Raw genomic sequence first — 21,449 nt, 5'->3', positions numbered from 1 at the left:
CGCCATTCACTTTCATCGCACCGTTATGACGATCGACTATCACACGCTGCGCAACTGGCCGTTTCAGGACGTCGAACAGACTTATACCGCGCGCGACGCGATGTTCTACAGCCTCGCGGTGGGCTACGGCGCGAATCCCGTCGATGTCGACGATCTTGCTTTCGTCTACGAAAAAGAATTGCGCGTGCCGCCGACGTTCGCCGTCGTGCTCGGCTTTCCGGGCTTCTGGGCGCGCGACCCCAAAAGCGGCATCGACTGGGTGCGCCTGCTGCACGGCGAACAGGGCATCGAGATTCACAAGCCGCTGCCGCGCGAAGCCACGGTGATTGGCCGCTCGCGTATCACGCGCGTGGTCGATAAAGGCGAAGGCAAAGGCGCGCTGCTCGAAATCGAACGCAGCCTCACGGACAAGGCCACGGGCGAGCGCTACGCGACGCTGCGTCAGCTCACGTTCTGCCGTGGCGATGGCGGGTTTAGCGCCAACGGCGGTCCGAGCGACGAGGCACCGTCGGCGCCGCCCGCGGTGCCCGATCGCGAGGCCGATTATGTCTGCGAATTGCCGACGCGTCCCGAAACCGCGCTGCTCTATCGTTTGTGCGGCGACGACAACGCCTTGCACGCCGACCCGCAAATCGCGCACGCAGCGGGTTTCGAGCGGCCAATCCTGCACGGACTCGCCACGTGGGCCGTGGCGGCGCACGCGCTGCTCAAGACGCTGTGTGCGAGCGATCCCGCGCGTCTCGTGCGCTTTCACGCGCGTTTCACCGCGCCGGTTTATCCGGGCGAAACGATCCGCACCGAAATCTGGCGCGACGGCAATGCCGTGAGCTTTCGCGCGCGCGTGGTCGAGCGCAATATCATCGTGTTGAACAACGGCACCGCGTCGCTGCGCTGAGGTTCGGCACTACGCGTCGTTCGGCGCACATTCACTGTCAATCGAATTCGAAGGAATCGCAGTCATGGCCCGTCAACCCAAACCGCTGGTGCGTTCCGATATTGCATACAGCACGCCCGATCGTATCGTCGTGCGCGGCAAGAGCCTGCCCGACGACGTGCTCGGCCATATGAATCTCGGCGATTTCGCCTTTCTGCAACTCACCGGTCAGGCCGCCACGCCGCAGCAATCGGCGATGTTCAACGCCATCGTCATCACGCTGGTCGAGCATGGCATGACGCCGAGCGCGATCGCCGCGCGCATGACCTATGCGGGCGCGCCCGAGTCGTTGCAGGCCGCCGTCGCGGCCGGCTTGTGCGGGCTCGGGTCGGTGTTCGTCGGCAGCATGGAGGGCGCGTGCCGCATGTTGTCCGAAATCTTGCCCTATGGGACGCAATGCGACGACCTCGAAAAACTCGCCGTCGATACCGTGGCCGCCTGGCGCGCGCGCGGCACGCCGATTCCGGGCCTCGGTCATCCGCTGCACAAGCCGATCGATCCGCGCACGCCGCGACTGTTCGAACTCGCCGCGCAGAACGGTTTGTCGGGCGACTATGTGAAGCTCATGCAATTGATCGGCAAGGAAGCGGAGCGCGTGTCGGGCAAGGCGCTGCCGATCAACGCGACGGGCGCGATCGGCGCGATCTGCTGCGAGTTCGGTTTTCCGTGGCGCATCGTGCGCGGCTTCGGCGTGATGGCGCGCGCAATCGGCCTCGTCGGTCATCTGCTCGAAGAGGGCGAGCGTCCGATGTCGTTCGAGTTGTGGCAGCGCGTGGAAGACGAAGCGTCGGCGCATTTGCGCGGCGAAGTTTGAAGGGCGCGCGTACGATGTTTGAACGAGGAAGTGACGAAAGCCGGCTGCAAGCATTAAGCCACGCAAAAGGGCCGATTCGGCAAAGCCAACTTCGCGAAACGCGGCGCGCGCGGCATAGTAGCCGCATCGTCGGCCGTAGCCGCAGGGAGGAGCACCGTGTCCGATTCATCCACGCCATCGCTTGACGCGTGGCTCGACAAAAGCGAAACGCTCGCTGACGACATCACGTCGTTTCCGCTACGCGCGCTCGCCGCCACGCTCGATCGCGACGCGCCCGGCGAGCATGTGCCGCCGTTGTGGCACTGGCTGTATTTCCTGCCGGTCGCGCCGCTCGCGCAAGTCGGTGCGGACGGCCATCCGCAGCGCGGCGGTTTTCTGCCGCCGGTGGCGTTGCCGCGCCGCATGTGGGCGGGCGGCCGCCTCACGTTTCATGCGCCGCTGCGTGCGGGGCAACGCGCGCAACGCACCTCGACGATTGCGAACATCGAAGACAAGACCGGCCGCAGCGGCCGTCTCGTGTTCGTGACGGTGCAGCATCGCTATGAAGCGGCGGACGAACTCTGCATCGAGGAAGAGCACGACATCGTCTATCGCGACGCGCCGCAAGCTGGCGCGAGCGCGCCGAAACCCGTGAGCGCGCCGGTCGGCGAAACATGGTCGCGCACGCTCACGGCCGACGCCGTGATGCTGTTTCGCTATTCGGCGCTGACGTTCAACGGTCATCGCATCCACTACGATTTTCCGTATGTGACGCAGGAAGAGGGCTATCCGGGACTGATCGTGCACGGTCCGCTGATCGCCACGCTGCTGCTCGATCTCGTGCATCGCGAACGGCCCGACGCAACGGTCGCGACTTTCGCGTTTCGTGCGGTGCGTCCGACCTTCGCGGGCAACGCGTTCACGCTTTGCGGGCTGCCCGCTGCGGACGGCCGCTCCGTCGAACTGTGGGCGAAAGACCACGACGGCTATCTGACGATGCAGGCTACGGCGACGTTCGCCTGAGTGCTCCATTCATTCACGCATTTTCCACGCAGACAGACTCATGACCGATCATCCCAGCCGCACGCTCGCGGCGTTCGCGGCGACGCTCGACTATCGCGCGATTCCGGCGCACGTTGTCGAACGCACCGTCAATCTTTATGTGGACTGGCTCGGCTCCGCGCTCGGCGGCAAGGGCGCGCGTCCGGTCGAAACGATCGCGCGTTTTGCGCGCACGGCGCGCGGCGCGCAAAGCGCGAGCGATGCGTGCGATGTCGTGATCGATCGCACGCGCACCACGCCGTATTTCGCGGCGATGATCAACGGCGCGGCCTCGCATTTCGTCGAGCAGGACGACGTGCATAACGGCTCCGTGCTGCATCCGGCTACCGTGGTGTTTCCGGTGACGCTCGCTCTGGCGCAATCACTTGGTGCGTCGGGGGCGGAATTTATCGCGGCGTCGGTGGCCGGTTATGAAGTCGGCATTCGCGTCGGCGAATTCATGGGGCGCTCGCACTACAAGATCTTCCACACGACGGGCACGGTCGGGACGATTGCGGCGGCCGCGGCGGCGGGACGCCTGCTCAAGCTCACGCCCGGGCAGATGCTCGACGCGTTCGGCTCGGCGGGCACGCAGGCAAGCGGGCTGTGGGAATTCCTGCGCGACGCCGCCGATTCGAAGCAACTGCACACGGCGATGGCCGCGGCCAATGGTTTGATGGCGGCGCAACTCGCGGCGGACGGCTTTCGCGGCGCGCAGCGCATTCTCGAAGGCGCGCAAGGGATGGCGGCGGGCATGTCGAGCGACGCCGATCCTGCGAAGCTCGTCGATCGTCTCGGCGAGCGCTGGGCGACCGTCGAGACCTCGTTCAAGTATCACGCGGCGTGCCGCCACACGCATCCGGCCGCCGACGCCTTGCTCGCGGTGATGGCCGCGCATCGCCTCACGCCCGCCGATATCGCCGCCGTGACCGCGCACGTGCATCAGGGCGCCATCGACGTGCTCGGCAACGTGGTGGTGCCGAGCACGGTGCACCAGGCGAAGTTCAACATGGGCACGGTGCTGGGCCTCTGCGCGTATCGCGGCTATGCGGGCGTGAACGAGTTCGAGCACGGCTACGCCGAAGCCGATATCGCCGCGTTCCGCGAACGCGTGACGATGGCGCTCGACGAGGAAGTGGATCGCGCGTATCCGGCGCGCTGGATCGGCAAGGTGACGGTCACGACGCACGACGGCCGCACGCTGCACGGACGCGTCGACGAACCGAAGGGCGATCCCGGCAATACGCTCTCGCGCGACGAGATTGCTTCGAAGTTCGTGCGTCTCGCGGCGTTCTCGCACGCGGCGAGCGAAGCACAGGCGCGTGCGTTGCTCGACGATGCCTGGGCGATTGCGGAGTGTGCTCGCGTGGGCGCGTTGTTTGAGCACGGCGAGACGAAAGCCGCCGCATAAGCACCCTCCGCCGAATCGACGAGAACGCAAAAAAACGCCGGAATTCCCGGCGTTTTTTTATTGTTCAGCTTGAAAGGTTACCGCCGTTTCTCGCGCGCAAAACGCAAGGCGAAACGCACGAGTTTCGGCACGGTTTCAGGCCGCTGCAAACGCATGTCGTAACCCGAGAAACGCCGCGTGTTTTCCGCGAGACACAAGCGCATCAGATCCGGCACGCCGATATCGACGTCGCTGACTGACTGCGCGCCGTTCATCGTGAAGTTGTTGTCTTGCCGATGCTCGTTGCCGTCGGCGTCCATCGCGCGCGCGAGCCCCACGCGCTCCCAGCACAGAAACACCCACACGGCGGCGACGCGCAGCTCGAAGCGGATTCGTCGCCACCATGACAGCCGCGCGCGATGCCACGCCAACCAGTTCGCGAACAGCAGAATATGGCGGCACTCTTCCTGCATGACCGGTTCGAAGGTGTCGATCAGTTCGGGCGGAAAGAGGCCCGAGCGTTTGGCGACTTCGAAGAGGCCGAAGGCGAAGAAGCTGTCCACGCATTCGCTGTAGCCGGTGACGAGATAGGCCCATTCGGCGTCTTTCGGCAATACGTAGGGCGGCTCGCTCGCGAGCGCGATGCCGTAGGCCGCGACGAGTCGCGAGAGCACGTCTTTGTGTCGGCTTTCTTCCCATGCGTTGAGCGCGAGCGCCGCGCGCATGTCCGGGTCGTCGAGCGTGGCGGCATAGGCGGCCATGCGCAGGCGCGCCTTGCCCTCGGTCTGCACGGCGATGTCCCAGATCGGCAGTTCGACAATGCGCTTGAGCGCGGCCGGTTCGAGCACGGGCCATTCGAGCACGGCGGGCCGGTACGGATTGAAGGTCTCGCGGAACATGCGGCAGGTCTCGCGACGATGCAGATCCGTGCCGGGCGTGAGCGGGCCGCTTGCATCGCTGGTCCAGTGGCGCGTGGTGTAGTCCGCCGCTTCGAGCGTGCGGCGGTCCGCATGATGCAGCGGCAAGTGCGGCGCGCTGAAGCCCGGGATGAGCCGCGCGGTGTCGAAGCTGTCGATGGCCTGATCGCTCATCAGAAAACCTCTCCAGGTTGAGCACAACGCCGAAACGCCTGTAATAAAAAACGAATGAACTCACCGTGGCGGCCTGAATGGATGATTCACGCCGATTAAAGATGGCTTGAGATCGATTGCCGGTTTTTTCGATCGCTGTCTTCAATCGTTTCCGCTAATTGTGGCACCGTTCGGCATATGTCGCGCGCGAGATCGATCGATCCAGATCAGTTGAATCGGCTTGAATTCAGGCAGAAAATCGCCTAGCTCAAGGGCTTTGGAGCTTGACCCTGTTTTTCACGTCAACGCGTGCCGAGCGCGTGAGGATCGTTGCATTTGCTTGAACGATAACCGGCGTGGTTTCGATAAAAAGCATAATGAAGACGAATATCGACAGTCATCTCGTGCCAGAAAAATAAACCGAAATATCGCGGGGAATTAAATAGCGCAGATACAGCGCGTCATCGCGCTATTCGATATAGCCTGTGGCGGATGTTTGATTCGCTGCAACACGGCGAATCTTTTTCATCATCAGAAGGCAGTCGAAACAGGGGGCGTCGCAAGCGCGGTCGTCATGAAGGCGGCAGCACGCGGCGCCGGAGCCAGCCTTAACCGGAAGCTTGCCCGTGCGCATCCTGTCGATATTCGGAACGCGGCCCGAAGCCATCAAGATGGCGCCGCTCGTGAAGCGTCTTGAAGCGGAGCCCGGCGTGCAGTCGGTCGTCTGCGTGACCGGGCAGCATCAGAGCATGTTGCAGCAGGTGCTCGACCTGTTCGGCATCGTGCCCGCGCACAACCTCGCCGCCATGACCACCAACCAGACGCTGAACGGACTCGCCGCACGACTGTTTACCGGTCTCGACGATGTGCTCGCCGCCGAGCAACCCGAGCGCGTGCTCGTACACGGCGACACCACCACCAGCATGGCGGGCGCGCTCGCGGCGTTTCATCGGCGCATTCCGGTCGGCCACGTGGAAGCGGGCCTGCGCACCGGCAATCTCTTCGAGCCGTGGCCCGAGGAAATGAACCGGCGCGTGGTGGACGTGGTCAGCGATCTGCTGTTCGCGCCCACCGCAAGCTCACAGGCGAATCTCGACGCGGAGGCGCTCACGGGCCGCGTGGTCGTCACGGGCAACACGGTGATCGACGCCTTGCGTTTAATGTGCGAGCGCCTCGACAGCGACACCGCGATGCGCGAACGCATCGATGCGCAGTTTCCGTTTCTCGAACCCGAAGGCGAGGGCCGTCCGCTGCTGCTCGTCACGGGGCATCGGCGCGAAAGTTTCGGCGCGGGCTTCGAGCACATTTGCGTGGCGCTCGCGGCGCTGGCGCAGACCGGCAAGATGCAGATCGTCTATCCCGTGCACCTGAATCCGAACGTGCGCGGCCCCGTGCTCGCCACGCTCGGCAACGCGCCCAATGTGACGCTCACCGATCCGCTCGACTATCCCGAGTTCGTGCGGCTCATGCAGCGCGCGGCGATCGTGCTGACCGATTCGGGCGGCGTGCAGGAAGAAGCGCCCGCGCTCGGCAAGCCGGTGCTCGTGATGCGCGACGTGACCGAGCGGCCCGAGGCGCTCGCGGCGGGCACGGTGAAGCTCATCGGCACCGACCGCGTGGCGATCGAGCGCGCCGTGCTCGAACTCGTCGACGACGAAGAGGAGCGTCGTGCGTTCGCGCGCCGCGTGAATCCCTATGGCGACGGTCATGCGTCGGAGCGCATCGTCGCGGCGCTGGTGGGCAAGCCGTTCACGCCTTTCGCGAGCCGCGCGTTGCCGGGTTATCTGCATCCGGTGCTCGCCGCGCGGGCGGATGCCTAGCGCATGCCTCGCGCACATCCGAAGCGCGCCGATCGCATCGTGCGGGGTTCGCGCCGCGCCGACCAACATGAGGTCCATGACGTGATATCGAATTCGACTTCGCATCCGGTGGGGACGACGAGCGCGCGCGGCCCGAAGCGCGTGCCGGTCTGGCTGAACGGCGCACTGCTGCACGCGCTGGGCGCGATGAGCGTCGCGTGGTGCGCGCCGGCGCTGGCCGCGCCCGGCGATCTCGCCGCGGCGTTCGCGCAACTCGGGGCGGGGCGCGTCGAATCGCGCACGGTGTCGCTCGCGGATCTCGGCGTGCGTGAACCCGTCGTGCTGCGCGCGCCCGACGCGGCGCAGGAACTCTATCTGCCGGTGCCCGCGAATCTGCCGATCGAGAACGCCACGCTGCAACTCGACGCGAACTATCTGCGCGGCAACGGTGGCCGCACGACCTTCGTGCTGTCGCTCGACGGCTCGCCGGTGCAGGCACGCACGCCGGGCGACGCGCAGGGCGATGGCTCGCTGAGCATCGGCGTCGACGGCGCGCCGCGCGCGTCGGGCTTCGTGCGCGTGGGGCTGCAATGGTCGTTGGTGCTCAACGACACGTTCTGCACGGACCAGACCGCGATCGCCAATCTCTGGCGCGTCGCGCCGACGACGCGTCTCACCTATCAGTTCGACACCTCCGCGATCGAGGACGTCCACACCGCCTGGAGCGCGCTGCCGGCGAAACCCGTGGTGGCGATCGGCGCGGGCAAGCTCGATCCCGCCGCGTACGACGCCGCGTGGCGGCTCGAAGCGCTGCTGGTGCGCGGCGGCGCGACGCCCGTTACGCAGATCGTGCCGGCGGTCGGCGACACCGTGCATCTGGGCAGCGTGCAGGTGCCTGCCGCGTTGCAGGCCGTGCCCGCGTTCGCGGCGCTCGCGGCGGGCGGCGATCACAAGCTCGCGAATCCCGCCGAACTCGGCGCGCTGATCGCGCTGGCGCCCGCCGGCGTGTTCGCGCCGAACGTCGTGATCGCCGATGCGGCTTTGCGCGCACGCACGGGCGAAGCGTTCGACGCGTTGCGCGCGCAGGTGCAGAGCGTGTCCGCCGATGCGGCGGGCGCGTTCGACGCCTGGCGCAAGCGCGCGGGCGGCGCGCTGCTCTCGGGCGGATCGGCGACGCCGCCCAAAGGCGAACTCGCGCTCGCGCATCTCGGTGGCCTGCCCGCCGTGGTGGTCGGCGACGACCTCGGCGTGAGCGCGCTGTCGCGCGTATGGAGCGGCATGGGCGTGTCGAACCGGCTCGTCGTGCACGAACTCGCGCCGTCGCCGAATCTGAGCGCGGGCGGGGCGAGCGACCGTCTGGCGCTCTCGCTGATCGGCGGCGCGCCCGCGACCTTGAGCGTGCTGACGAGCGCCGCGTGGGAAGCGCATTTCGATCTCGCCGCCGTGAGCGGCAACGGCAAGATTCCGCGCCGCGTGGTGCTCGATCTCGCCGCCGCGCCCGCCGCCGATCGCAACGGGCAGACCGCGTCGATCTTCTTCAACGGCGTGCTGATCGGCTCGCATCTGCTCGATACCGATGGCCGCGCGCAACGCGTGAGCGCCGATATTCCGGTCTACGCGCTCGGCACCACCAACACGCTGCGCGTGCTGTTCCAGCGTCAACCGGCGGGCGGCTGCCGGCCGCGCGAGCAGGGCTATCCGGCGGCGGTGCTCCCGAGCAGTTATCTGGTGCTGGGCAAGGGGCCGCTCGGCGACGATTTCACGGGCATGGTCGCGCGGTTCTCGCAGTCGTCGAACATCGTCGTGCCGCAGGCGTATCTGGCCGATCCGCTCGCGAGCCTGCCGCGCCTCGCGCGTCTTGCGAACGCAACCGGCGTCTCGCCGGCGCGCGCGACCTTGCAGGTGGTGGCCGACGGTCAGGCCGCGCAGCCTGCGGGACCGTTCCTCGCCGCCGACGTCGCGCTCGATCAGGATGCGAACCACGCGAGCTTCGCCGACGGCCGCATCACGCTCAAGGGACGCGGCGGCTCGACGCTCGTCGATCTCGCGGGACTGGACCGCGTGGGCGTGATCGAGGTGACGCGCGCGGGCAGCACGCCGGGCGTGCTCTACCGGAGCGTGGGCGCGCCGCCGGTGCTGCCCGCGAGCCTGCAACTGCTGCAGGGCGACGTGGCGATCGTCGACGGCTCGGGCGTGATCAAGCAGTTCGACACGCAATATGCAGGCGGTGTGCCGCCGACCGACGATCAGCGCGTGTGGCTCGCGCGTCACTGGGCGGGCTGGGGCGTGCCGACGATCGCGGTCGTGCTGCTGGTGTTGCTGCTGGTCGGCGCGGCCTGGGCGCGCAGCCGCGCCCGCAAGCGCACGGCGGCGGCAGCGGCGCAGGCCGAGAGTGCGAGCGCCCACACCGGCAGCGGTCCCGACGACGGCGGGCCGGGCGCATCCGGCGGCGGTGCGAATCCGCAGGGCTGAGCGTGAACTGGGCCTCGACCGACTGGTGGCTGAACTACGTCGCCGGCCGCTATTACCAGGGCATGGAGTACCTGGCGGCGGCCGTGGCGGTCATCATCCTGCTTTCGAGCCTGGATGATCTGTTCATCGACGCGTGGTACTGGCTACGCCGCACGATCCGTCATTTCACGGTCGAGCGGCGCTTTCAGCCGCTGCGCGCCGAGCAGCTTTACGACCGCGAACAGCAGTGGCTCGCGATCATGGTGCCCGCGTGGCGCGAAGAGGACGTGATCGCGGCGATGGTCGAGAACGCCGTGAAGGTGCTCGATTACCGCAACTATGTGATCTTCGTCGGCACCTATCAGAACGATGCGGCGACCATCGGCGAAGTCGAGCGCATGCGGCGGCGCTACAAGCAACTGCATCGCGTGGAGGTGCCGCACGACGGACCGACCTGCAAGGCCGATTGCCTGAACTGGATCGTGCAGGCGATCTTTCGGATGGAAGGCGAGGCGGGCATCGAGTTCGCGGGCGTGATCCTGCACGACAGCGAGGACGTGCTGCATCCGCTCGAACTGCGCTTTTTCAACTATCTGCTGCCGCGCAAGGACATGATCCAGTTGCCGGTCGCCTCGCTCGAACGCGAGTGGTACGAGCTGGTCGCGGGCACCTATATGGACGAGTTCGCCGAGTGGCACGCGAAGGATCTCGTGGTGCGCGAGAGTCTCGCGGGCGCGGTGCCGTCGGCGGGCGTGGGCACCTGTTTCTCGCGGCGCGCGCTCGCGGGACTCGCGGCGCAAACCAACAATCAGCCCTTCAATACCGAAACGCTCACCGAGGATTACGACGTGGGCGAGCGGCTCGGGCGCATGGGCATGCAGTCGATTTTCGCGCGCTTTCCCGTGCAGTTCGCCACGCGCCGCAAGTCGTGGTTCGGTCTCGGGCCGATGCGCGAATTCACGCTCACCATGCCGCTGTGCGTGCGCGAGTATTTCCCCGATACGTTCCGCACTGCGTATCGTCAGCGCGCGCGCTGGACGCTCGGCATCGGCCTGCAAGGGTGGGAGCAGACCGGCTGGGTCGGCTCGTTCGCGAACCGCTATCTGCTCGCGCGCGATCGCAAAGGCATTCTCACGGCGTTCGTCGGCATCGTCGCCTATGCGCTGCTGGTGCAGTTCCTGTTGTTCACTTACGCGGATCTGCTCGGCTTGCGGCCCGATCTGATCGCCTCGCCGTTTTCGAATTCGCGGTTTCTCACCTTCGTGCTGTGGGCCAACGGCATCGCGCTGCTGCTGCGCGTGGTGCAGCGCGTGTACTTCGTCTCGCGGCTGTATGGCTGGGAGCATGGGCTGCTGTCGGTGCCGCGCATGGTGATCGGCAATTTCGTGAACTTCATGGCGGTCTCGCGCGCGTGGAAGATGTATCTGAACTATCTGGCGACGGGCAAGCGCCTCGTGTGGGACAAGACCATGCACGACTTTCCTTCGTCGGACGGGTTCAAGGACCGGCGTCAGCGCCTCGGCGAACTGCTGGTGTCGTGGCAGGCCATCGCGCCCGAGGAACTCGACAAGGCGCTCGCGCAGGAGCACGCGCAGGAAGCGCCGCTGGGCCGCGTGCTGATGGCGCATGGCTGGCTCGACGAGGAAACGCTCGCGGAGGCGATTGCGTTTCAGGCCGACCTGCCGCGCGCGCGGCTCGACCGCGCGAAGCTCATGCGTCACGCGCAGGATGTGCCGATCGAACTGGCGGTGCGCTATCGCGTGCTGCCGCAAGGCGACGATGGCGCGGGCCATTGCGTGCTGCTGTGCGCGAGTCCGCTGACGAGCGAGGCGCTGGCCACGCTGCGCGCGAAGACGGCGATGCCGGTCGTGCAGCGCATCGTGCGCGAAGGCGAGATCGCCGATGGTTTGCGGCTGTTGCGCGGCGTGCCCGTGACGCCCGAGGGCGACGGCGACGCGGCGCAAGGCGCTTCGCCGCCGAAGGCGAAGACGCCGCTCGCGGTGCCGCTGCTCGGCGATCTGCTGATCGAGCGGGGCGCCGTGCGGCGCGCGCAATTCGAGGACGCGCTGCAGCGCTATCGTCCGGCGGAGCATGGGCGGATCGGCGACTACATGGTGGAGCAGGGCGTGATTTCGCGCGACGCGCTGGCGCAGGCCATCGCCGAGCAGGAACGCCTTCGCGCCGAGGCGCAGGCGGCGCCATGAACCGGATGCCGAACGCTTTTCCAACTCAGCCGACTCAGCCGGCTTTGCGCGCGATTGCGCTGGCCGCGCTGTGCCTGAGTCTCGGCGCGAACGTGCCGGTGCGGGCGCAAGCCGCGCCGGCCGCGGCTCACGCGCTGCCGCTCTCGGGCGCGGCGTATCGCGTCGCGCAGCAAGGCTACGACGCATTCGCGCGCCACGATTACGCCGCCGCGCAGCGCTACGCGCGCGAGGCGATACGGCAGCGGCCCGATGTGGCGTCGCTGCGTCTGCTGCTCGCCAATGCCGAGGCCGCGCAGGGCAATCTGCGCGCGGGCAGCCGCACGCTTTCGGAGGCGATCGCGCAGCTCGGTCCGGAGCCGTCGCTGGTCGCGCGGCGCAAAGCGTTCGATACGCAGATCGCGGCGGCCACGGCGCGTCCGTCGGCGTCGCGCACCACGCAGGCGTCGCGCGCGGGGCGGCCTGCGCAGGCTGCTCAGCCGGGCCAGGGTTCGCCCGACAATCTCACGGGCCGCGCCTTCGTGCTCGCGCAGGATGCCTATCGCGCTTACGACGCGAAGGACTACGCGCGCGCGTTGCGCGAGGCGAACGCCGCGATCGCGTTGCGGCCCGACGTGCTGCGTCTGCGTTTGCTCGCCATCGACGCGGCCATGGCGCAAGGTGAGGACGCGGCGGCGTGGCAACTGGCGCAGGACGCCGCACCGCGCTTCGGCAACAACGCCGAGTTGCGCGCGCGGCGTTCGCAGATCGGCGCGCGTCTCGCACCGAAGTTTGCGGCGGCCGCGCAGGACGCGCAGCAACGGGGCGATCTCGCCGATGCCGCGACCCAGGCGCGCGCCGCCATCGCCTATGCGCCGGACCGGATCGGCTACCGGTTGCAATTGTTCGGCATCCTGATCGATGAAGGCGATATGCCCGCACTCGACGCAGCAGCCAGCGACGCCTTGAGCGCCAACATCACGCCGACGATGATGCTCCACGTCATGCGCGGTTACGCGCGCGCGGCGCAGGGACAAGCGGCGCAGGCCGATGCCGATTTCACGCAGGCGCTGCAAGCCGACGACGGCAGCGCGCGTGAGCGGCGCGTGGCGCGCGTGATCGTCGCGGATGTGTGGACCGCGCAAGGCGAGCCGCAGCGCGCGCTCGACCTGCTGAAGCCGCTCGGCACGCAAGGCGACGACACCGACGCGTGGATCGCGGCGCGGCGCTACACAGCGCGCGAGGCGTTGGCGCGATCGACGCCCGAAAGCGCGCAGCAGGTGGCGAGCGAGGCGCGTCCGGTGCTCGATTGTGCGGTCGATGCGAGCGGCGCGGCGTGCGATGTCTATGCCGCCGATGCGGGCTTCGCAGCACGGCGCGCGTCGATTCTGGCGGCGCAGCGCGGCGACAAGGAGGCGGCGGTGCACTACGCGCGCGCGGCGGTTGATGCCGCGCCGCGCAATCCGCAACATCGCGTCGAACTGATCGACGCGCTGGTCGCGGCGGGCGATCCGGACGGCGCACGGCGCGAAGCGCGCGCCGCGCTCGACGCCGGTCTGCTCGACGCGATGCCGCCTTTGTCCGCCGCATATCTCGCGCAGCGCGCGGGCGCGGACCGGCGCGCCTTCGAGTATTTCGTGCAAGCCGACGAAGCGGGCCAATTGCCGCCGCAAGCCGCGGGCGACGCGGGCTACAGCGCCTATCGCGCGTGGTTCGACGCGGCGGCCGCGCGCTATCTGGAACGCGCCATCGACTACGGCACCGCGCCGCCGGACGGCGTCGCGCCCGCCACGCTGCTGCAATTGCAGGACCTGCGCAACGTGCACGCCGACGTCACGCGCGACTGGGGTTTCATCGCCTCGATCAACTATCGCGGCGCGGGTTTGCAGCCCGGCGTGACGACCGGCTCGGTGCCCGGCGCGTACAACAACTGGCAGATGGGCGTCGAAGGCTACTGGCGTCCGTTCGGCTCGCTCGGCGACCGCAACTTCGAAGTCTATGCGCGCGCTTACCAGGACTTCGGCGCGAAGGGCGGCGCACCGAGCGGCGTCTCGACGGCGCTCGGCGCAATCGGCATGCGCGCGAAGCCGTTCGAATCGATCAACGCGGTGATCGCCTTCGAGCGCCTGATTCCGATTGGCTCGCATGCGCCCTCGGACTGGCTCGTGCGGCTCGCGTATTCGGGCGGCTTCGGCACCGAGCGACGCCTCGACGTGCCGTCCTGGTGGACCGTGCAGGATTACGCCGAAGTGGGCCATTACGTGAGCAACGGCTGGAACTACGCGACCGGTTATCTCGAAGCGGGGCGCACGTGGCGGCTCGATCGCATCAGCCCGAAACTGACCGTATTCCCGTATGGCGTGATCGGCATGGACTACGATTCGAGCATCAATCACAGCGTGCCGGTGGGCATGGGCGTGGGCGTGTCGACGCGCTACTGGTTCCGCGATACCTTCTACGATTCGCCGCGCTCGTATGTCGACGTGTCCGTGCAATACCGCTGGCGGCTCACGGGCGACGACCGCGCGGGCGGCGTGTTCTTCGGCGCCGTGCTGTCTTACTGAGGGAGAGGCCGATATGGCGAGGTGCATCGCACAGCCCCGCGCGTATTCAGGTGCGGTTGCGCGCACGCACGTGGCGTGTCTTGCGTGTCTCACGCAGCGCTGCACGCGCGCCGCCGTGGCGGCGCTGTGCGCGCTCGCGGCGGCGGGCTGCACGCTGCAGGTGCCTGCGCACGCCGACGCGCTCGCGCAAGGCGTGGTCTGGCAGCCCGACAACGATCATCTCGATCTGCGCGGCAACTGGGACAAGCTCGGCGTCAACGAACTGCTGGTGCAGTGGATCGCCGTCGACGACGTCGCGTACATGGCGGGCGCGGGGTTGCCCGCGCCGCGTGTGCCCGACTGGGTGCGCATCTCGAACGAGCCGTGGGCGCGCGGCGTGATCGTCGGCCTCGCGGGTTTCGCGGACGAAAAGAAAGCGCGCGCGAACATGGAAGAACTCGTCGAGCGATCGCTGCGGCTCGCGAAGGTGCGCCCGCCCGTGCATATCACCGGCTGGTATTTTCCCGTGGAAGCCGATCCCACCTGGGCCGACGCCGCACGCATGGGTCCGCTGCTCGAACGCTTGCCGAAGCCGCTCTGGATCAGCGTGTACGACACCAGCAATATCGGCGGCGAGGCGTTCGCGAAGTGGCTCGACGGCTGGTTGCCGCGCGACGTGGGCGTGCTGCTGCAGGACGGCTGCGGCGTCTATGCGCGTGGTCCGGCGGCGGCGCGCGAATATGCCGATGCGCTCGCGGCGCATCTGGGCAAGAAGCGCGTGCGCGTCATCGCGGAGGCGTTCAGGCCGAAGCAGGGTGGGGGATTCCGCGCGGCCACCGCGGCCGAGCTGGCGCCGCAACTGGAGGCGTATCGCGGCTATCGCGTGTATGTGTTCGACGGGCCGCATTATCTGTCGCCGGAACTCGTCGAAGGATTGCTCGCGATACGGCATGGCGAGGGTAAGGCGCGGTAAATGCCGCGTTTGACGCCGGGCAGCGTTCAACACGAACGCTTGAGGCAGCGAGCAACGCGCGAGCAACGCGCGATCAACGCGCGATCAACGCAACTGGGCGAACGCGATCAGCAGCACCATCGAGCCGATCGCGCCATCGAGCACGCGCCACGCACTCGCGCGGCGGAATAACGGCGCCATCGCCCGCGCGCCATAACCGAGTCCGACGAACCACACCGCGCTCACGCACATCGCGCCGATCGCGAAAGCGAGCCGCGCGCCTTGCGGCTCGCGCGCGCCCGCTGTGCCGATCAGCAAAAACGTGTCGAGGTAAACATGCGGATTGAGCCACGTGAAGGCGAGCGTCATCAGCATGATGGGCAGCGCGCGCTGCTCGGGCGCGTTGGCCTGCGTCGCGGCGTCGAGCACGGCATGCGTGGGCTTGACCGCGCGGCGCAGCGCGCCGATGCCGAACCAGACGAGCCACGCGAGCCCCGCATAGAGCACGAGATGCACAAAGGTCGGATAGCGTTCGACGAGCGCGGACGCGCCGCCCACGCCTGCGCCGATCAGGATGAAATCGGACAGCGCGCACAGCACCACGATCTTGCCGACGTGCGAGCGCAAGATGCCCTGGCGCAGCACGAACGCGTTTTGCGCGCCAATGGTGACGATGAGCGAAGCGCACAGCGCCGCGCCGTGAGAAAAAGCGAGCCAGTTCATGATGGTCGGAAACGAAGCGGCCGGGACGATCGGCGCGGAGCGATGAATTGCGCGTTCCGGGCGTCGCGGCGTGGACAGAAGCGGAGAATGGCGTTAGTCTGCGGCCGGAATCGTCTTAAGCAAAGCTGTTTTTGTTAATCCCGATTAAGGAACGCTAATGCTCGACTACGCGCTGCTCGATGCGCTCGCCGCCGTGGTGCGGCATGGTTCGTTCGACCGCGCCGCCGGCGCGCTGAACGTCACGCCTTCGGCGGTCTCGCAGCGCGTGAAGCTGCTGGAAGAACGCGTGGGGGCAGTGCTGGTGAAGCGCGGTCAGCCCTGCGTGGCGACGGCCGCGGGCGCGCTGCTGTGCCGCCACACCGAGCGCGTGCAGTTGCTCGAAGCGGAACTGGGCGGCGGCATGCCCACGGTCGTGGGCGCGATCGACGCGGCGCGGCCCACCTTGCGCGTGGCCGTCAACGACGACAGCGTGGGCACGTGGTTCATCGACGCCGTCGCGGCCTTCTGCGTGGAGCGCGGCATTCTGCTCGATCTCGTGATCGACGATCAGGACCACACGGCGCAGCGTATGCGCGACGGCAGCGTGCAGGGCGCCGTCACCACCCAGGCCGAGCCGGTGCAGGGCTGCCGCTCGACGCGTCTCGGGCGCATGCGCTATCTCGCGGTGTGCTCGCCCGAATTCTTCGCGCGCTATTTCGCCGACGGCGTGGGCCGCGAGTCGCTGCGCCGCGCGCCGTGCGTCGAATTCAATCCCAAAGACCAGTTGCAAAAGCGCTTCGTGCGCCGCATCACGCGCGCGCAGGTGGACGCGCCGCTGCACTGGATTCCGCACGTCGCGGGTTTTCTGCGCTGCTGCGTGAGCGGGCTCGGCTGGGGCATGTGCCCCGAACGCATGATCGCGCCGCATCTCGAACGCGGCGAACTCGTTGAGCTCACACCGGGGCGCGGGCTCGACGTCGAACTCTACTGGCAGAGCTGGCGTCTCTCGATTGGCTGGCTCGACGATTTCGGCGCGATGTTGCGCCGCCAGTCGGCGAGCTGGCTCGATCAGGGTCGCGGTTAAGTTCGTTTCCGATTCCCTTTTTCGATTCCCCTTTCCCGACCGCCCGAACCCGCGCCGCCCGCATGTCGCGAGCGCGGCGGCGGAGGTCGTTCGCACTATCCGCCTTTCATCCGCTATTAGCCGCCATTTGAATTGTTGTTATCCGTGCGGGGAATCGCTGTGTCTATTGGATGACGGACGGCGCGCGCAATTGGTGCAATCGCCGTGGAATCGCGGCGCAATCCCGTTGCAATGCCGCTGCAATGGCCGTGCATTTCCGCATGACAAAACGGCTAAAGCCAAATTGATATTTGATTAATAATGCCTGAAATAGAGGCGTGTCTCGCAATTCAGATCTGTAAGGTTTGGGGCGTGGCGTGCGACAAATTCCTGCGCCTCACGGGCGACTTCTGCTTGCGTAATCCCACTGCGCATAAGGCTTAAGACATCCATGCGTTTCATTGATCGAACAACGATCTCAAGCATCTGCGCACATGCGGCGTCTGCTAGTGCGGATCCAATGCGCTGCCCGCTCAGGGCCGCCGGATAAGGCGTTGCGGCAGGTGCGCGAAGAAACCGTTGAATGTCTTAATAGTCTTGCTAATTGGCGGGACCGTTCCACTTTGCGCGCATGGTGCGGTTACTTTTTCCTGTTGGCAATGTTAAAAATCAACAAATCCACGAAAAAAGTTCCGAATGTAAAGAAACCACCATTGCCCGCAGATAGTCTGACTTGAAAATTCGACGTCTCGAATTTCATAATTGAGAACTATCGTGTGAAAATTCAGTTTTTCCTGTGGAGAGCGGAAATCGCACGCTATAATCCGGACGTGGCAGAGTGCTTATTCGACCGGCATATTTGAATCGTTTCCACGTGCACGAGGTGCATTATGACGAAATTAGATACCGGCAGCGCATGGCAACAAACCATTGATCTTCTGACGGCCGCTTCGGAACCCGTAAGTCCGGACGTCGAGCCAATGGGCTTCAGAAACTGCAAACCGGTACCCATCACACGCAGCGCATCGGAAGCGGCCAATCGGCGTCGCGCCACGGTGCGGTCGTGGGATGCGCAGGGCATCACCTTGATCCGGCGTCATGATCCGGACAGCATCACCGTATGCTGGAGCGACGCAACGTATGGGCGTTACTCCGACCAGTTGTGGCGGGTTTGCACCGCGCGGCGCAGTGCGGTGTGCGCGTTGACCGGCGAGAAGATTCGTCGCGGCGACGCGGTGTTCCGTCCGAGCCCGAATCGCCGTCATCGTCCGGCCAATGCCGACGCGATGATCCTCGCGAGCAAGCTCGATGCGTTCCCGAACGGCGTCGTGGCCGCGCGTCTCGACGAGGCGCTCGCCGCGTGAGCGGTGGCCGGGCCGCGGCTCGGGGCGGGGCAGGCGGCGTCGCGCGGTCGATTCCCGGCTGATAGGTGGGCGATGAGCGGCCGATAAGTTGTCGATAAGCGGCAATCGGCGCTCATGGCCGCCGTTGAGTCGCACCCGCATCATGCGTGCTACATGGTTTTCCTCAAGAGACAGGCCGGTTCGTCCGGCCTGTCTCGTCTCGTTTGTGCCTTTCGTTCATCCCTTCTGCGCTCGCGTCGGGAATCCGCGAGACGCTAACGCATCGATATCGACGTAAAAGCAGCGCGCATGTGACAAGCCCCCGCCGCATTGCTGCGACGGGGGCTTGTTTGTCACGTGGAGCGCGGCCAGCCGTGCTTCACGCGCCTTACGTCTGACGATTGCGGACGCGCCTTATGCGGGCGCGTCGCGCGCAGGCTCTTCGTCGAGCGTTTCGCGCGTTTCGGGCATCACGAGCCACACCAGCAGCACGGCCAGCGCGCCCGCGGCCGCGAGGCCGAGGAAGCTCACGGTATTGCCGAAGTGATCGGCGATAAAGCCCGCGAGCGCCGTCGAGAGCGTCGCGCCGATCCCCGCCGAGAGCCCGAACAGCCCGATACAGAGGTTGTAACGGCCCTTGCCGCCCGCGACGTCGGCGGCGATCAGCGGCAGCATCACGCCGAACACGGCCGCCGACAGGCCGTCGAGCATCTGCACCGGCACGAGGAAGTACGGGTTGCCCACGGCTGCGAACAGCAGCGCGCGCACGGGCAGGGCGCTGAAACCGAGAATCAGCACCGGGCGGCGTCCCCAGAGTTGCGAGGTGCGCCCGACCCACGGCGACATCATCGCGACGATCGCCTGCGGCACGATGATGCACGCCGCAATCACGAGCTGCACGTTGTCGCCCATGCCGGCCGTCACTTCGCCCGCCGCGAGGTTCAGCATCGCCGCGTTCGAGAGGTGGAACAGCACCACGCAGGCCGCGAACGTGAGCATGCGCTTGTCACGCAGCAGATCGAGAATGGTCTCGCGCTCTTCGCCGGCGGGCGCGGCATCGGCCTTGTTCGCCTTGAGCGGCTTGGGTGCGTGCGCGTGCTTGTCGTATTCGATCATCGCGAGCGCGACGAGCGCCGGCAGCGCGAGCGCGGCCGTCAGCCAGAACACGGCGCGCGGCGAGATGTACTCGCCGCACAGCCCCATCAGCCCGGCGGCCACGGCGCTGCCGATGGACGCCCAGCGCGCGTTGCGCCCCAGCCGGTCGCCGAGATTCTGACGGCCCACCAGCGCGAGCGCGAGCGCGGCCATCGCCGGCACCAGCATGCAGCTCGCGAAGCCGTGGAACACTTCGGCGGCCATCACCGGGATCACGGTCGGGCTCGACGCCAGCAGCACGGCCGAGGCGATGATCGCGATGATCGCCCAGGCCGCGGCGGCCTTCTTGTTCTTGAGGGCGTCGACGGCCGCGCCGCCCGGCACCTGGCTCACCATCGCGCTGATCGTGCCGACCGACAGCGCAAGGCCGATTTCGCCCTGCGTCCACTTGTGCGAAGCCAGATACGAAGCGATGAACGGCCCGAAGCCCGTCTGCACGTTCGCGACGAAGAAGTTGAGCCAGTCGAGCGCACGCACGCTGCGCAGACTGGGTGTGAATTGCGTGGTCTTACCGATCATTGGGCACCGCGCGCGGAAGCTGCCGGGGCGGCGCCGGTGGCCGGATTCGGACTGACGGCGCGCACCGGCTGGTCGTTCGCATACGGCGGCGAGGCGTCGACCTGCTGATCGCTCATCTCGATCTGGGCTTCGAGCGCGTTGTTCTTCGTGACGAAGTGCAGCGCCGACCAGTCGGCGGCGATCGTGTGGCGTTTCTCCAGCGTGCCGCTCACGTCGAGCACGACCGCGAGCGGGTCCGCGCCGCCATCAAGCAGCACGTCGACCACGCGGCCCACCTTGGCGCCGTTGGCGCGCTCGACGGTCGCGTCGATCAGCGGCAGACGCGTCGGGCCGGCCTCGCCGACGCCGGGCTGCGCGCCGCCCGACTTGGGCCGGTCGGTCAGCTGCAACTGCGCGGGCGTGAGCGCGAGCGTGATGGCGGGCGTCTTCGGCTGCGGATTCACGCGCACGGCGCTCCACGGGAAGCTCGCCTTGCGGTCGCCGATCCCCATGAAGCCCTGCAGATTAACGACGACCTCCTGCGGCTTGCCGCCGGGGCCCGCGACCATGTCGACGGCGCGGCCCACGACCTTGCCGTCGGTTTTCTGCACTTCGCTGTCGAGCAGCGTGCGGAAGGTGCCGCGTTCGATCACCTTCGTCTGCACGAGCGGCTGCGGCGGCGGCGCGACGGGCGCGCTGGCGGGCGCGGGCGGCGGCGGCGTGGGGCGGCGGCGGCGCACGGGTGCGGGACGCGGCTTGCGCGGCGCGGGCTTCGCTTCGGGCGTTTCGGTGTCGCTGGCGGCATCGGGCGCCGATGCGGCCTCGGGCTCGCTCGCGACATCCGGCTCGCTCGCGGCCACGGGCGCTTCCGGCTCGGGCGGCGGCGGCGAGCGGAACAGGCTGCAGCCCGACAGCACGGCTACGACGAGCAGAGCGGAAAGGGTCGGAAGATTTACAACAGGACGTGCGAAACCGCCTCTCATCAACAGAAACTCCTAGGAGCGCCGGCGCGGGCTTGCGCTCAGGCGCGCCGCGCGGCGGGGTCAAACCGGGTCGTGAGAGTTTAACCCGCGCAACGCGTCAATCCGCCTAAAACGGCCCTTTTTGCGTCTTTTCAACCCGATTGACCCGCCATCTCGACGACAAAAGCACATCGGCGGCCCGGATGCTGCGCTTTTCGCGCGAGCCGGCCGGCGCGCGTCGGGTGCCGTTCGTGCCAATTCGGGCTGCCTGCGCGTTCTGTCAGGCGTGCGGCTCAGCGCAAGCCGCACGCCCGAGCGCGGCGACCCCATCCGATTCATTCATCGGACGACATCGCGCGCGGCCAGAACGCGGAAGAAAAAAGCGCCGGGGTAAACGCGGGGGCCGCCCGCCCGCCGGGCCTTGTTCGCGGCGATATAAGGATCACGGCATGTCCTCAATGCGATTTACGCGATGGGAGCGCATGACGGGTTCGCCTAACCTTCGATCCAGCATAAAGATGTCAAAAACTGTCCACCGACATAGACAGCGCTTTCCAAGGCGCGCCCGGCTGG

General features: G+C 67.1%; 15 protein-coding genes. 11 read left to right on the top strand and 4 right to left on the bottom strand.

The annotated features are described in order from the left end of the window. The first annotated feature begins 25 nt into the window (after positions 1–25). The 4 genes from G5S35_RS09255 (at position 26) to G5S35_RS09240 (ending at position 4,179) form a co-directional block, all read left to right on the top strand. Positions 26–895 carry a MaoC/PaaZ C-terminal domain-containing protein gene (locus G5S35_RS09255; protein WP_065061157.1) on the top strand — a complete coding sequence of 290 codons (870 nt, stop codon included), beginning with the start codon at positions 26–28 and terminating at the stop codon, positions 893–895. Between the two features lie 64 nt (positions 896–959). Next, positions 960–1,748 (top strand): citryl-CoA lyase, encoded by a 789-nt coding sequence (locus G5S35_RS09250; protein WP_065061158.1) that lies wholly within the window; start codon positions 960–962, stop codon positions 1,746–1,748. A 156-nt stretch (positions 1,749–1,904) separates the two neighbouring features. Next, on the top strand, positions 1,905–2,750 hold the full coding sequence (locus G5S35_RS09245; protein WP_065061159.1) for an HTD2 family dehydratase: 846 nt from the start codon (positions 1,905–1,907) through the stop codon (positions 2,748–2,750). A 40-nt stretch (positions 2,751–2,790) separates the two neighbouring features. Continuing rightward, the gene (locus tag G5S35_RS09240) at positions 2,791–4,179 is read left to right on the top strand and encodes an MmgE/PrpD family protein (protein ID WP_183038233.1); all 1,389 of its coding nucleotides are present in this window, start codon (positions 2,791–2,793) and stop codon (positions 4,177–4,179) included. Between the two features lie 77 nt (positions 4,180–4,256). On the opposite strand, the gene G5S35_RS09235 is transcribed toward G5S35_RS09240, so the two are convergent. Further along, complete coding sequence (locus tag G5S35_RS09235) at positions 4,257–5,249, bottom strand: ferritin-like domain-containing protein (RefSeq protein ID WP_183038232.1); 993 nt, start codon at positions 5,247–5,249, stop codon at positions 4,257–4,259. 605 nt (positions 5,250–5,854) lie between these two features. Between G5S35_RS09235 and wecB the strand changes: the two genes are divergently transcribed. The 5 genes from wecB to G5S35_RS09210 all read left to right on the top strand — a co-directional run bounded on the left by wecB (position 5,855) and on the right by G5S35_RS09210 (position 15,174). After that, positions 5,855–7,048 (top strand): non-hydrolyzing UDP-N-acetylglucosamine 2-epimerase, encoded by a 1,194-nt coding sequence (wecB, locus tag G5S35_RS09230; protein WP_202034980.1) that lies wholly within the window; start codon positions 5,855–5,857, stop codon positions 7,046–7,048. Positions 7,049–7,051: 3 nt separating this feature from the next. Next, entirely contained in the window at positions 7,052–9,499 is a 2,448-nt protein-coding gene (locus G5S35_RS09225; protein WP_183038230.1) for a cellulose biosynthesis cyclic di-GMP-binding regulatory protein BcsB, read from the top strand. Positions 9,500–9,561: 62 nt separating this feature from the next. Further along, a complete protein-coding gene (locus G5S35_RS09220) occupies positions 9,562–11,682 on the top strand; it encodes a glycosyl transferase family protein (protein ID WP_183038834.1) in 2,121 nt (706 codons plus the stop codon). Beyond that, entirely contained in the window at positions 11,679–14,222 is a 2,544-nt protein-coding gene (locus G5S35_RS09215; RefSeq protein WP_183038229.1) for an NfrA family protein, read from the top strand. The genes G5S35_RS09220 and G5S35_RS09215 overlap by 4 nt, the downstream gene beginning before the upstream one ends. Before the next feature lie 13 nt (positions 14,223–14,235). Next, complete coding sequence (locus G5S35_RS09210; RefSeq protein ID WP_237181275.1) at positions 14,236–15,174, top strand: alpha-amylase family protein; 939 nt, start codon at positions 14,236–14,238, stop codon at positions 15,172–15,174. An 84-nt stretch (positions 15,175–15,258) separates the two neighbouring features. Here G5S35_RS09210 and G5S35_RS09205 read toward each other — a convergent pair whose 3' ends face one another. Next, positions 15,259–15,876, bottom strand: coding sequence for a LysE/ArgO family amino acid transporter (locus G5S35_RS09205; RefSeq protein WP_074986366.1), 618 nt, complete (start codon positions 15,874–15,876; stop codon positions 15,259–15,261). Positions 15,877–16,033: 157 nt separating this feature from the next. Here G5S35_RS09205 and G5S35_RS09200 point away from each other — a divergent pair, with 157 nt between their 5' ends. Next, complete coding sequence (locus G5S35_RS09200) at positions 16,034–16,939, top strand: LysR family transcriptional regulator ArgP (protein ID WP_074986365.1); 906 nt, start codon at positions 16,034–16,036, stop codon at positions 16,937–16,939. A 1,034-nt stretch (positions 16,940–17,973) separates the two neighbouring features. Further along, entirely contained in the window at positions 17,974–18,282 is a 309-nt protein-coding gene (locus tag G5S35_RS09195) for a DUF3331 domain-containing protein (RefSeq protein WP_161495575.1), read from the top strand. A 393-nt stretch (positions 18,283–18,675) separates the two neighbouring features. On the opposite strand, the gene G5S35_RS09190 is transcribed toward G5S35_RS09195, so the two are convergent. Both G5S35_RS09190 and G5S35_RS09185 read right to left on the bottom strand, forming a co-directional pair. Then, positions 18,676–19,935 carry an MFS transporter gene (locus G5S35_RS09190; RefSeq protein ID WP_065061165.1) on the bottom strand — a complete coding sequence of 420 codons (1,260 nt, stop codon included), beginning with the start codon at positions 19,933–19,935 and terminating at the stop codon, positions 18,676–18,678. Further along, entirely contained in the window at positions 19,932–20,897 is a 966-nt protein-coding gene (locus G5S35_RS09185) for a PRC-barrel domain-containing protein (RefSeq protein ID WP_110329294.1), read from the bottom strand. Before G5S35_RS09185 ends, G5S35_RS09190 begins: the two co-directional genes overlap by 4 nt. Positions 20,898–21,449: the final 552 nt, after the last annotated feature.

The organism is Paraburkholderia tropica, from assembly GCF_014171495.1.
GTDB classification, from domain to species: Bacteria; Pseudomonadota; Gammaproteobacteria; order Burkholderiales; family Burkholderiaceae; genus Paraburkholderia; species Paraburkholderia tropica.
This window is presented reverse-complemented; position numbering and strand designations above follow the sequence as displayed.

What these genes read in the sequence shown, in the direction of transcription:
- G5S35_RS09255 (WP_065061157.1), top strand. Translation starts at nt 26, where the DNA reads ATGACGATCGACTATCACACGCTGCGCAACTGGCCGTTTCAGGACGTC.
- G5S35_RS09250 (WP_065061158.1), top strand. Translation starts at nt 960, where the DNA reads ATGGCCCGTCAACCCAAACCGCTGGTGCGTTCCGATATTGCATACAGC.
- G5S35_RS09240 (WP_183038233.1), top strand. Translation starts at nt 2,791, where the DNA reads ATGACCGATCATCCCAGCCGCACGCTCGCGGCGTTCGCGGCGACGCTC.
- G5S35_RS09235 (WP_183038232.1), bottom strand. Translation starts at nt 5,249, where the DNA reads ATGAGCGATCAGGCCATCGACAGCTTCGACACCGCGCGGCTCATCCCG.
- G5S35_RS09225 (WP_183038230.1), top strand. Translation starts at nt 7,052, where the DNA reads ATGCCTCGCGCACATCCGAAGCGCGCCGATCGCATCGTGCGGGGTTCG.
- G5S35_RS09220 (WP_183038834.1), top strand. Translation starts at nt 9,562, where the DNA reads ATGGAGTACCTGGCGGCGGCCGTGGCGGTCATCATCCTGCTTTCGAGC.
- G5S35_RS09215 (WP_183038229.1), top strand. Translation starts at nt 11,679, where the DNA reads ATGAACCGGATGCCGAACGCTTTTCCAACTCAGCCGACTCAGCCGGCT.
- G5S35_RS09210 (WP_237181275.1), top strand. Translation starts at nt 14,236, where the DNA reads ATGGCGAGGTGCATCGCACAGCCCCGCGCGTATTCAGGTGCGGTTGCG.
- G5S35_RS09205 (WP_074986366.1), bottom strand. Translation starts at nt 15,876, where the DNA reads ATGAACTGGCTCGCTTTTTCTCACGGCGCGGCGCTGTGCGCTTCGCTC.
- G5S35_RS09200 (WP_074986365.1), top strand. Translation starts at nt 16,034, where the DNA reads ATGCTCGACTACGCGCTGCTCGATGCGCTCGCCGCCGTGGTGCGGCAT.
- G5S35_RS09190 (WP_065061165.1), bottom strand. Translation starts at nt 19,935, where the DNA reads ATGATCGGTAAGACCACGCAATTCACACCCAGTCTGCGCAGCGTGCGT.
- G5S35_RS09185 (WP_110329294.1), bottom strand. Translation starts at nt 20,897, where the DNA reads ATGAGAGGCGGTTTCGCACGTCCTGTTGTAAATCTTCCGACCCTTTCC.